General features: G+C 43.4%; 11 protein-coding genes and 2 pseudogenes (2 of these 13 running past the window's edge). 9 read left to right on the top strand and 4 right to left on the bottom strand.

All coding sequences use genetic code 11. From position 1 onward, the window contains the following. A pseudogene (locus A2048_05565) lies at positions 1–1,036 on the top strand (hypothetical protein); it begins 1,622 nt to the left of the window's first position. On the opposite strand, the gene A2048_05560 reads toward A2048_05565, so the two are convergent. Beyond that, the gene (locus tag A2048_05560; GenBank protein ID OGP10924.1) at positions 1,011–2,036 is read right to left on the bottom strand and encodes a hypothetical protein; all 1,026 of its coding nucleotides are present in this window, start codon (positions 2,034–2,036) and stop codon (positions 1,011–1,013) included. The pseudogene A2048_05565 and the gene A2048_05560 sit on opposite strands and share 26 nt — an antisense overlap. Before the next feature lie 321 nt (positions 2,037–2,357). Between A2048_05560 and A2048_05555 the strand changes: the two genes are divergently transcribed. From A2048_05555 to A2048_05520, 8 genes are all read left to right on the top strand, one after another. Then, complete coding sequence (locus A2048_05555) at positions 2,358–2,981, top strand: hypothetical protein (protein OGP10923.1); 624 nt, start codon at positions 2,358–2,360, stop codon at positions 2,979–2,981. Next, complete coding sequence (locus A2048_05550; protein OGP10922.1) at positions 2,981–4,000, top strand: hypothetical protein; 1,020 nt, start codon at positions 2,981–2,983, stop codon at positions 3,998–4,000. The genes A2048_05555 and A2048_05550 overlap by 1 nt, the downstream gene beginning before the upstream one ends. Positions 4,001–4,310: 310 nt before the next feature. Next, positions 4,311–5,444 (top strand): hypothetical protein, encoded by a 1,134-nt coding sequence (locus tag A2048_05545; protein ID OGP10921.1) that lies wholly within the window; start codon positions 4,311–4,313, stop codon positions 5,442–5,444. After that, positions 5,441–6,118 carry a 16S rRNA (cytidine(1402)-2'-O)-methyltransferase gene (locus A2048_05540; protein ID OGP10920.1) on the top strand — a complete coding sequence of 226 codons (678 nt, stop codon included), beginning with the start codon at positions 5,441–5,443 and terminating at the stop codon, positions 6,116–6,118. The genes A2048_05545 and A2048_05540 overlap by 4 nt, the downstream gene beginning before the upstream one ends. Positions 6,119–6,242: 124 nt before the next feature. Then, the gene (locus A2048_05535) at positions 6,243–7,187 is read left to right on the top strand and encodes a hypothetical protein (GenBank protein ID OGP10919.1); all 945 of its coding nucleotides are present in this window, start codon (positions 6,243–6,245) and stop codon (positions 7,185–7,187) included. Between the two features lie 166 nt (positions 7,188–7,353). Continuing rightward, positions 7,354–9,036 (top strand): 30S ribosomal protein S1, encoded by a 1,683-nt coding sequence (locus A2048_05530; GenBank protein OGP10918.1) that lies wholly within the window; start codon positions 7,354–7,356, stop codon positions 9,034–9,036. A 20-nt stretch (positions 9,037–9,056) separates the two neighbouring features. Continuing rightward, on the top strand, positions 9,057–9,959 hold the full coding sequence (locus tag A2048_05525; GenBank protein ID OGP10917.1) for a hypothetical protein: 903 nt from the start codon (positions 9,057–9,059) through the stop codon (positions 9,957–9,959). Positions 9,960–9,989: 30 nt separating this feature from the next. Continuing rightward, positions 9,990–10,301 (top strand): integration host factor subunit beta, encoded by a 312-nt coding sequence (locus A2048_05520; GenBank protein OGP10916.1) that lies wholly within the window; start codon positions 9,990–9,992, stop codon positions 10,299–10,301. 108 nt (positions 10,302–10,409) lie between these two features. On the opposite strand, the gene A2048_05515 is transcribed toward A2048_05520, so the two are convergent. The 3 genes and pseudogenes from A2048_05515 to A2048_05505 form a co-directional block, all read right to left on the bottom strand. Beyond that, the gene (locus A2048_05515; GenBank protein OGP10915.1) at positions 10,410–11,138 is read right to left on the bottom strand and encodes a hypothetical protein; all 729 of its coding nucleotides are present in this window, start codon (positions 11,136–11,138) and stop codon (positions 10,410–10,412) included. Between the two features lie 51 nt (positions 11,139–11,189). Next, positions 11,190–11,660 carry a hypothetical protein gene (locus A2048_05510; protein OGP10914.1) on the bottom strand — a complete coding sequence of 157 codons (471 nt, stop codon included), beginning with the start codon at positions 11,658–11,660 and terminating at the stop codon, positions 11,190–11,192. Positions 11,661–11,675: 15 nt separating this feature from the next. Beyond that, positions 11,676–12,044: pseudogene (locus tag A2048_05505) on the bottom strand (hypothetical protein); it runs 27 nt beyond the window's last position.

The following is a 12,044-nucleotide window of genomic DNA, read 5'->3' as shown; positions in this document are numbered from 1 at the left end:
TCATCCCGTTACAGCCAAGGCCATTGGACGGGAATTGGGTATTTATCAGGAGGGGGATGAAATCATCACGGGCAGGGATTTGGTTTTAGAAGGAAGCGACCAAATTCACCATAGGATGATGCATGCCTCTGTTTTTGCGCGTGTGTCGCCGGAAGACAAATTCAGGATTGTTCGGTTATTAAAAGAAAATGGCCAGTGCGTGGCGATGACGGGCGATGGGGTTAACGATGCCCCGGCGCTTAAAAAGGCGGATGTGGGGATTGCCATGGGGCGTGGAACGGATGTAGCCAAAGAAGCTTCTTCCCTGATTTTAATGGAGGAAAATTTTTCGACCATTGTTTGCGCGGTTAAAGAAGGACGGATCATTTACGATAACATCCGTAAATTCGTTCGCTACATGCTCACCACCAATCTGGGTGAAATTGCCACCATGTTTTTTGCCATTGTTTTTGTTCTCCCCCTTCCGCTTCTTCCTGTTCAGATTCTGTGGATTAATCTTGTCACTGACGGCCTTCCGGCAGTTGCTCTGGGTTTTGAACCGGCTGAAGGCAATGTCATGGAAAGACCTCCGCGTAAAACCAACGAAAACATTTTGGGAAAAGGTCTTTGGCAACATGTTCTATGGGTTGGTGTTTTTATGGGGATCATTACAGTGAGTTTGATAGCGTTCTTTATTGGACAAGGCCAGGAAGTTAGCCGGGTGAGAACCATGGCCTTTACAACGCTTGTGTTCGCCCAAATGGCTCATGTCATGGCCATTAGGTCGGAAACCAGGTCTTTTTTTAGAATCGGTTTTTTCTCCAATTATCGTCTTTTTATTTCTGTTGTGATCACCATTCTGGCCCAGTTTTGTCTGGTCTACTTAAGTCCACTCCAAACTGTTTTTTACACTGTTGCTCTGACAGCAGGGGAGCTTGTGCTGTGCTTTGCCCTGGCAAGTTTGATTTTTTTGGCTGTGGAAATCGAGAAGTGGGTTCGTGGCAGGATGTTGGCTCGAACTGATGAGGGTATTAATCGTTTTTTGAATCAAACTTGAATCCATTGACCTCATAACTTCCATTTTCACCCACCAACACAAAAATAGAACCATCAGCAATGTGGGCTTCGGGCAAGAAACCACCCGAGCCTTTGTGGGTTAAAAAGATCTTTGTTTGAATGCTGTGCAAATGGTCCAAGGTTGCGGCGGTGGGATGCCCATAAACATTGTTTTCACCCACAGAAACAAGACTGACGTTGGGGTTTAAGGTTTCCAAAAAAAACAAATTGCTGCTTGTGGAACTGCCATGATGGTTTACATGCAGCATGTCCACTTCTCCGATGAAAGGGGCTACAAGGCTCTCCATGTCACGAGTCAGGGTGTTTCCACTGGCTCCCCCACCGGGTAAATCTCCTCCCGTAAAATAACGAAAAGAACCAAATTCCAAAACAAGCCCCAAACTTCGTCCATTTTCATCATTTTTATCCAAAAGAGGAGAGTTGGTTTCAAGAGTGGCCCCATTGGCGATGACACAGGTGAGCTTTAAGTTTCCAAAAACAAAATTATCGCCCGGTTGAACCGTTGTGCGAAGGGAGCCAACGGCTTCTTCATAGTAATGATACGCAGGTTCATCGGGGGCATTGAAGGGGCCACGGTCAAGGACATGATCGGGGGTGAAGTCGTCTTGTGTTCCCAAAACACCATCGGGTCCAGCCACAATCTCTGAAGTGGCTCCCATGTGGTCTGCATCGTAATGCGTGATAAACAAATAATTAAGATGATGTACCCCAAGTTTTTGAAAAACATCAAGAATATTTGTTTTTCCCATGCCATATTTTCCTGTGTCGATGAGAATGGTTTGGTCGTCGGGAGTGATGATGAGAGTGGCGTCTCCTTGATCAACATCTATAGCGACCAAAATAAGAGGATTTTTAAGGGAAGTTTCTGTTTGTTCTGTTTGTGCCGGTTGATGATTTTGATTTTCATGGAATGTTGAAAGGCTTTCGCCGCATCCAGTGAAGAATAAAAAATAAAAAAGGAGGATGGTCTTAAAATACATGGAAGATTTTTGAAGCAAGAAGAATGCCAAGGAGATGGGAGTAAGGAGTAAGGAGTAAGGAGTAAGGAGTAAGGAGTAAGGAGTAAGGAGTAAGGAGTAAGGAGTAAGGAGTAAGAGGGGAAGATTTTTTTGCAACCGTCTATTTTTCGGACGGTGGAGTCTATTTTTTGGATGTTGGTGTTGTTTTATTTTGGGTTTCATCAAAATTCATATTCTTTGTTTTGTCTGGAAATTGTTTGGGAATAGAGGGGGTTGTTCATTTTATTTTTGAATCAGTAATTCAAAATAAGTTTGGCATAGGGTTTGCTTTGTAGTGCGTGTATGAAATGGGCATGGATCTTTTTTTGCATCTTTTTATTTTCAGCTCGAGTCAGTGCGGGTGGGGCTCGTTTTTTGTTCAAGGATTTTCGTCACGAGCCCACTCTTACCGAAGTGCTCAATCAGGTCATTAAAAATGAAAAGCTTGCCATGACCCAGGTAGATTCATGGCATAAAAAAATGAAACAGGCCCCGTGGCTTCCCACTTTTTCAGCAGGCTATGATCGGTCGGTGCGTAAACAAAATGATGTTACTTTTTCAGATAATATTTCTGTCAGTACCAGTGGTGTGGTGGTCGGCCCTGAAGACAGCAATTTCGATGAAAGTGTTTATAATGGACATGTCTTCAGGGTCAGGGCCACTTGGGATCTTAGTCATCTTGTTTTTCATGATTCCTTGTTAAGTGCGTCGTCCCAAAGTCGCGAACTGACCAAACTTCGGTTGCAGGTGGTTGACCATGTTTCCAAGCTCTATGCCGAAAGAAAAGAGCTTGTGCTTCAATATTTAAAAAATAACACCAAAGAACCAAGGGCCCAAGCCGGCCAAAAAATAGAAATCCTTACAGGAAAACTCAATTATTTAACTGATGGTGTTTACGAAAAACGATGGATGGGGGGAGGTCTATAATGATGAAGAAGGCCATGATAGCTTGCTTGTTTTTAAGTGCCTGTTCGGCTTCTCTTGCTTCAAAACCAGGTTCTCCAAATTCCCATTTGCAGGTTGTTGCTGTTAATCCGCCAGATGGAGCCATTATTTCTGAATTAAAAGAAGTTCAGGTTACCTTTTCTGAAGCTATCGATGTTCAAACATTTAATGAGCAGAGTTTCATGATGATTTCCTGGCAAAAGGATCTAAGCGAAATTTCTTATTCCCAAATGTTGGACGAAATTAAGGGCAAAAAATCAATTCAAGGGACTTATCAATGCAATGAAGATGCCCAGACATGCCGGTTTGTTTTTTTGGATTCTCTTGGTTTTGGAGAAACCTATTCCATTGTGGTGACACCCAGGGTTTTATCAGAAGAACACTGGCCGCTTCAGCAAAAAGACGAAATGGCCCCGCAGTTTGTAAGCCGTTTGACCCATGTTGGTGAAAATGGAACCACGGTCAAACAAGGTAACGATATTCAAAATTCTCCTCCTGTACTTTCTCCTGCAGGTTCCAAGGCAGGAGTCAATGAAGTGCATTTTACCGAAGTGATTACCGACCCCCAGCAGGACTGGAATGATTCCTCAGGGGGTAATGGGATTGGTTTTGATGCTTTGGTGGGGCAGGGAACCATTGGAACCACTGATGAATGGATCGAAATTAAAAATGGCCGTGATCAAGCCCTTGATATCAGTTTATGGTCTTTAAAAATGAACGATGGAACTGACGAAGAAATAATTTTTGGCGAAACAGGAGCCAATCTTGTTTTTTCTTTGGGAGGAAGTGTTGATTTTTTTCAGCCCGATGAGTTTTTGATTGTCGGAAATCCTCCCGGAGACATGAAGAACACGGTGAGCCTTGAGTTGGTTGATGAAGAAGGGCATATCGTTGATGGGCTTGATGTTCCTGATGCCAATGCGGATGATTTGCGCGATGAATCTTTTTTCTTTGATGAAAATTTTTTATGGAAAACAGGTCGGGCTTCACCTTTGCAATAATTTTTTTCGCAATTTCATTTTCAAAAAAAATCTTGACAAAGATAGACGCACTTTTTTTAGAAAAAGTGAAAAAAAATGAAATAAGATATTGACACTTGCTTTTAAAGAACTTTATAATTCCTTATAAGTTGATTTTGATTTTTCACCCACACCACTTAAAAGGAGGAAAAAATGGCAGCAAAAAAGAAAGCCAAGAAAAAGGCTAAAAAGAAAACTGCGAAGAAGAAAAAGAAATAGTTCATCTTCGAGCAAGTTTTAAAAAAACCCGCTAGTCAACCTGGCGGGTTTTTTATTTTGGGGTTTACTCTCTATGAAATTCAAACCACTTCAAGGTTTCACCATTCTCGATTTTTCAAAATTGCTTCCGGGACCCTTCTGCTCCCTTATTCTTTCCGATCTTGGGGCACGGGTTATCCGTGTTGAAAACATACATTCCCCTGACACTTTAAGAAAAGTGGCGCCCGTTGAAGGAAGGACAAGCCTTCTTTTTGAATCCTTCCATAGGGGGAAGGAAAGAATCGGAATCGACCTGAAATCTTCCGAAGGTCAAAAAATTTTTTTGAAACTGGTTTCAAAGGCGGATGTTTTGCTTGAATCATTTCGTCCGCAGGTTTTAGATAAAATGGGTTTTGGTTTTTCCAAACTAAAACGACTCAACAAAAAACTTATTTTGGCCTCCATTACAGGTTATGGCCAAAAAGGGCCGCTGGCCATGAGGGCGGGGCACGACATGAATTTTATGGCGGAAGCCGGCCTTGCTTGTGGAACCAAGGTCCCGTTGGTTCAATGGGCTGATCTGGCCAGTGGCAGTTTGATGGCGGCCATTGCCATTTTGGGTGCCTTGCTTGCGCGGCAAAAATCGAAAAAAGGACAGCATTTGGATATTTCGATGGCCGATGGAAGTATTTTTTTGAATATGGCCAGTCTGATTTTAAGCCAGACGGGCATTTATCAAACACTCATTACGGGGCTACTGGCCCGCTATCAATTTTATTTCACTAAAGATGAGCATATTCTTTGCGTGGGAGCGCTTGAATCCAAATTCTGGAATGAATTTTGTGATCTTATTGGCAAACCCCAATGGAAGGATGGCTCCCAAATGTATCAGGATATCGACCCGGCCATTCATCAGGAGTTGGCCCGAATTATCCAGGAGAAGACAAGGGATGAATGGATGAAATTACTGGAAGGGCATGATGTGTGCATTTCGCCTGCTTTGGGTTCTTCTGAAGTTCTTAAAAGTGAGCAATACAAAAAACGCGGTTTTTTTCAGAGGCAAAAATGGCAGGGAAAAGAAATTTCCATTCCTGTTACTCCCTTGGGCACCCCTTCTTCTAAAAAGGTGGCGGCCCCCAAAAAGGTGTCGACACTCCTTAAAGAATTGGGGTATGCACCGGCCCACATCAAAAATTTCTTTGATGAAGGAGTTGTTGCTGATTTGTGAGTGGAACCTTATACATTGTCGCCACCCCCATTGGGAATCTTGAGGACATCACCTCTCGGGCCCTCAAAACATTAGAATCCGTTGATGCTGTTATTTGTGAGGATACGCGCCGCACCTTGCCCCTTTTGTCCTACTTTGGGTTGAGAAAAAGGGTGGTGAGTTATTTTGAACATAGTAAGGGGAGGGTGACGGAAAATATTTTGTCAGAACTCACATCCGGGAAAAGTATGGCCCTGGTGACCGATGCAGGAACCCCGGGTGTTTCCGACCCCGGAGCCCGCTTGGTGGCCCAAGCCCGAAGGCTGGAAATTCCGGTTGTGCCCATTCCCGGGGTATCTGCCGTGATGACGGCGTTATCGGTGGCGGGGCTTCCCACCGAACCTTTTCATTTTTGGGGTTTTTTATCTCCCAAGCCGTCCAAGAGAAAGAAGGTTTACGAATGGGTGCAACAATTACCGGGGTCGCATAGTTTTTATGTTTCGCCCCATAAAATTTTAAAACAAGCGGAAGAGTGGGGGGCTTATTTTTCGGATTTTAATTTTTTTGTCTGCAAGGAAATGACCAAAACCTATGAGACGTTTTGTTTTGGAAAATATGAGAAGGTTTTGGAGGAATTGAAAAACATTCCTATTAAAGGCGAGTTTACGGTCATCTTGTCTAAAGAAGAATTATAATTGTGATTTTTTAGTAGTCTGTTGACAAAGGCCCAATTCATGGTTCGACGGAGCTCACCATGTCCATGTAAGGGCAATTCATGAATTGCCCTTACAAAACTTTCTCCTTTAAAAAGGTTTATTTATGGAAAATACATTCCGGGTCAAAAAATCAGAGCACGGAAAAACGTTGCAGGCTTTTTTGCATGACAAACTGGCCACTTTTTCCCACAAACAGATCAAAAATGCCATCGACAAGAAATGTGTTCTTGTTAACGGGAAGAACGTTTTTATTTCCAGGTGGAACTTAAAATCAGGCGATCGGGTTCTTTTTGTAGCGGACAAAAGGGCCGATGCCGTTTTGCAAGACCAGTCCCGTTATCATTATGTTCAGGTGTTGCACGAAGATGAAGATCTTCTGGTGACAAATAAACCCCCCTTTATTGATTACGATTCCTTTGTGGCCAATGTGAACGCTTATATCAAACGAACGCACGGGAAGAATTTTTATCCCTATGTGGGGCAAATGCACCGTTTGGACAAGGAAACTTCCGGGGTTCTCATTTTCACCAAAAAGAAGCGGGCCAATATCCTGGCCGAACAATTCCGAAACAGGGCCATCAAAAAATATTATCTGGCCCTGGTGTGGGGAAGGGTTGAAAGGGAACAGGGAGTTATTCGTGCCAAGCTTGAAAAAACACATTTAGAAAGCGGCAAAAAAGTACGCGTTGTTGATGATGACAGCCAGGAAGGCAAGGAAAGTCATACCGAATACATGGTGGAAGAGCGTTACGAGAACGCCACCCTTTTACGGATTTTACTTGGAACCGGCCGCACGCATCAAATCCGCGTCCATATGGCAAGTATAGGACATCCCATCATCGGGGATAAATTATATGGGGGCCTTCAAAATTCGGATGCCCCATCTAAAATCCAGAATCCAAAGTCCAAAATCATTTCCCGACAGGCCCTTCATGCCCATCGCATTGAATTTTTTCATCCCGTTACCAACAAAAAAATAAAAATCACGGCCCCCATTCCCAAAGATATGGAGCAGGCTATTGATAAATTGCGGATGGGGAATGCCTAATTTTTTACAATAATAATGAAAATTTCTTAGAAAAACGTTCTTTTTGAGTAGCCCATTGAGTCCTTAAGGAATTTTTATGAGCCCATGAATCCATTTGACAAATCAAGTGTTACCTTTTAGAGCTAGCAACCCCTTAAAAAGGGGAAGAAAAGGAGAATTAATTAGAATGCAAACAGCTAAAGCAGAAGATTTTAAAACACTTTTTGAACAAAGGTGTAAAACGTTATCCATTAAAGAGGGCGACCTTCTTTCAGGCAAGGTTGTCTCCATCCTTCGTGATTTTGTCACGGTGGATGTGGGGTTTAAATCCGAAGGATTGGTGCCTTCTGAAGAATTCAAAAATTTTGAGGGGGTTGTTGAAGTAAAGCCGGGTGATCCTGTCGAAGTGGTTGTAGAACAAATTGAAGACCAGGAAGGCATGATCGTTCTTTCAAAAGAACGTGCCGATGCCGTGAAATCCTGGGACCGTGTAGAAAAGGTCTTTGAAAAAGATGAAGTCATTGATGGTGTTGTTATCAACAAAATCAAGGGCGGTATGTCGGTTAATTTGGGTGGAATCAAGGCTTTTCTCCCTGCCTCACAAATTGATCTTAAGCCGATCAAAAGTCTTGATAAGCTGATCAATCAAAAATATTCGTTTAAAATTTTAAAACTGAACAAGGCCAAAGGAAATATCGTTCTTTCACGCCGTATTGTTTTGGAAAAAGAACGGGAATCCCAAAAACAGGAATTGCTTTCCAATCTTCAAGAAGGTCAGGTCATCAAGGGTGTGGTCAAAAACCTTACCGACTATGGCGCCTTTGTCGATTTAGGGGGCGTGGATGGTTTGCTCCATATTACGGATATGACTTGGGGCCGTGCCGGGCATCCTTCCGAAATTTTCAAGATTGGCCAGGAAATCGAAGTGGTTGTCCTAAAATATGATCAAGAAAACTCCAAAGTTTCCCTTGGCTATAAACAACTCAAAGATGACCCATGGAATGAAGTTGATAGCAAATTTACCCCGGGCGAAAGAATAAAAGGGAAGGTGGTTAACCTGACCGATTATGGTGTGTTTGTGGAAATTGCCGATGGCATCGAAGGCTTGGTGCATGTTTCCGAGCTTACCTGGAGCAAAAAGGTCAAACACCCCTCCAAAATTGTAAAAATTGGAGACCAGGTTGAAGCCGTTATCCTGGATGTTGACAAGCAAAACCGTCGTATTTCCCTTGGGATTAAACAATTGGAAGTCAATCCATGGATCGGGTTGGAAGTGAAATATCCTTCAGGCACCAAAATAAAAGGTGTTGTGCGCAATATCACCGATTTCGGTGTGTTTGTGGGGATTGAAGGCGAAGAAATCGACGGCTTGGTTCATATTTCAGATTTAAGCTGGGACAAAAACATAAAACATCCTTCCGAGTTGGTTAAAAAAGGTCAGGAAGTCGATGCCGTTGTCTTGTCGGTTGACAAAGACAATGAACGTTTTGCCTTGGGTATGAAGCAATTGCAAGACAACCCCATGGAAGGCTTGCGACAAAAATATTCTGTGGGCAAAAATGTCACCGGAACCATTGCTGAAATTCAGGATAAAGGTATGGTGGTAACCTTGGAAGAAAATATGCAAGGCTTTATCAGCAATATCGAGCTTTCCTCACAAGGTAAGGTGAATGCAAAAGAAGTCTTTAAAGTGGGTGATCCAGTCACAGCCCAGGTCAAAAAATTTGATGACCGCAGTAATCAGGTTTCTTTAAGCATTAAAGCCTACGAGAAAAAACAGGAAAAGAAAGACATGAAAGACTTCCTGGAAAAACAGGGTACTGCTGCTGTAACATTGAAAGACGCTTTTGGAACCAAGCAAGAAGATTAAGCAATCAATCAATCAATCTCATGAAGGGCCATCCTTTTTTGTTATCCATTCTAGTTGTTGGGCTTATTACCATCCTCTTTGGGGGGCTTTTTTTATTCCTTGTTTCTTTAACTGGGCGTAACGGAGCTTCGTCCTTGTTTGGATTTGGTGAAGTTGCTGTTATTAAAATTGAAGGTCCTATTTTTGATTCCATCCCTGTTTTAAAAGAACTTCGTTTTTATCAAGAAAATGATGCAGTGAAAGCCCTGGTTTTGCGTATCGATTCCCCCGGGGGCGCTGTGGCCCCATCCCAAGAGATTTTTGAAGAAGTTAAAAAATTTAAAAAAGACAAAATTGTTGTGGTTTCGATGGGGACTTTGGCTGCTTCGGGTGGCTATTACATTGCCTCTGCCGCCCATAAAATTGTGGCTTCCCCAGGGACAGTGACGGGGAGTATTGGGGTCATTATGGAAACCATGGGAGTGGGGGAGGTTCTAAAAACCCTGAAACTTGAAAGCAGGGTGATTAAAAGTGGGGAATATAAAGATATAGGTTCCCCTTTAAGAGGTGTTGAACCGAAAGAAAAAGCTTATTTGCAGGCCATGCTTGACAATATGTACCACCAATTTGTAGAGGCTGTGTCCGAACAAAGAAAGATTCCCCTTGAAACCATGAAGGGTTTGGCCGAAGGAAAAATTTATACGGGCCAGCAAGCTTTAGAGGTGGGGCTTGTTGACCAACTGGGCACTCTTTATGATGCGATCGATGAAGCAAAAAAAATGGCCCATCTTTCCGAAGACGCCGGAGTTATTTGGCCACGGGAAGAACGATTTCCGTGGGGGCCTTTCAGATCTTTTTTACAGCTTGGCAAAGTTTTTAAATGGTTTGGTTGGGTGACAGAACAAGGTTTTTTTCCCTTGTCTCTTTACATGATTAAAGGTTAGCCTGTTTTCACATTTTTTGAGGAGGTTTTTATGAATAAAAGTGATTTGATCGGCAATTTGGAAGGAAAATTAAAAAATCTTTCCCGAAAAGAAATCGAAGTAATTGTGGATACGGTTTTTGACCGTATGACCCATGCGCTATCCGATGGTGGCCGTATTGAGATTCGTGGTTTTGGGAGTTTTGAAGTTCGTACCCGCGATCCACGTCAGGGGCGTAATCCGAAAACCGGAGTTTCGGTTTATGTGGGAACCCGCAAAGTTCCCTTTTTTAAAGTGGGAAAAGAATTGCGCGAACGCGTCAATCATGGGATTTCCCCTTCTTCCGAAGAATCAATGGTATGAATCCCAAGGCAAGCGCCTTAAACCCAAGATTCCGTCCGCCTAAGGCCGGACGGGGTTTTGACCCGGCAAGGCTCGCATCCTGCGCCAACGAGCGTAGGGGATAAATTTTTAAACAGTAATTTTTCGGGTGGGCTTACGGAGCTTCTTGATGTCAACAGTGGAAGCTTCTGTTGTTGTCTTTTTTGAATTTGTTTGTTTCTTTGCTGTTTTACTTTGAAGGCTTTTGAATTTTTCAGCTTCTTTTTCACTGGCAAATTTCCCCTCGACAAACTTGCTTGAATCCCTTTTTTGAGTGACTTGTCTGTATTCTGATTCGCGCTCTTTGCGAAGCCGGTTTACTTCTTTTTCCAAACGTCTGCGGGGAGAAGGAAAGCGTTCGACTAGGTAAGCTAATTGCTTTTTTGTAGTGGCATCGGCCCACAGGTTTCCGTTTTTAACGAGCCCTTGTTTTTTAAGGGCGGCTACCGAATTCCAAAACACATCCTCAGGAACGACGGTTGAAGGTCTGATGCTTTGATCATAGAGTATCTTAAGCTGTGCATCGGTCCATTCGCCCTCGCGAACCTTGTAGGGATCAAAGGGTTCAAAAAGAGGGCCTTCATACCGGAAGACACGCAGGGACAAAAATTTTTCTTTTGAGAGAAGGTAACTGCCATCAGCCTGTTTATAGCTTTCAAAGGCCTGGATCCATTGTTGGGGGGTTACGCGGCCGGTATCGACAAATCCGTTTTCGTAAAGGTAAGGAATGTCCCCTGGAAGATAATGGATCAATCCATCCTTCGTTTTGGGAATTCGTTCCCAGATATACTCCATGGGGTCTTGTTGGGTGGCACTCACAAACTTAACAATAAACTAAGTTCTTTTTTCAGACGAGTCTTTTTTTGGTCATCACGAAATTTCTTCCCTGAAGCCCGATCCATCCAGGGGATTGTCTGAATTATTGCCGTCGTAATTATAACCACCATAGCGCAATTCGGTTCTGAGTCTCTTGGTTTCAGCATTTTCCACGGCGGCTTCCCCTTTAAGAAATTGGGCCTTGGCGGAAACAACGGCGGCTTCGGCGTATCCTTCATTACGGATGGCTTGCACTTCGGCTTCACGCATACGGGCCAAAAATTCAAGATTGGCTTCCTTTTCACGCACACGTAAGGCTTCGATTTGAACATCTTTTTGGGCGGTTAATTCTTCACGGCGGATCTGGACCTCCATTTTCATCTGTTCAATGACCGCACGGCTTTGTTCGCGCATGCCAAAGAAAGTCCATTTGCCCTGTTCATGGGCCGCCTGAATCTGTCCATAAGCCATTTCATGCGCTTGCTGGACCGAATATTGATTTACTGCATCACCACCGCCACTCATAAGGGCCTCCTCGTTTTAAGGGTTTTTACCCCTTGTTTTTTTGGGAGCAGGGCTCCCGTTGATAAATTCCGCATAGTCGTTTCGTGTTTGTCCTGACAAGACCTTTCCATCTTCAACATCAGGGTTTTCAGATTTTTGGTATAAACTTGGGGCCATTCCAGTAAGGCCGTCTTCCCCGTCCTGCTTTTGTTCCGCATCTGCCATTAAAGTGGCCCTGGCTATAAATGATTCACGGGGCGGTTTTTTTTCTAGACCACCCAAATCGCCTTCAGGGTTAATGATTGCGTCTTCAAACTTTCCGCCAATACCCGCGGCATCATCATAGGAATTAAATTCGCCCGTCTCAGGATTAATGCCAAAACCAGGACCCCATTTTTCGGATTG

This window comes from Deltaproteobacteria bacterium GWA2_45_12, assembly GCA_001797365.1.
Taxonomy (GTDB): Bacteria; UBA10199; UBA10199; order UBA10199; family UBA10199; genus UBA10199.
Note: the sequence above shows the minus strand (reverse complement) of the source record. Positions and strands in the feature narration are given on the sequence as shown.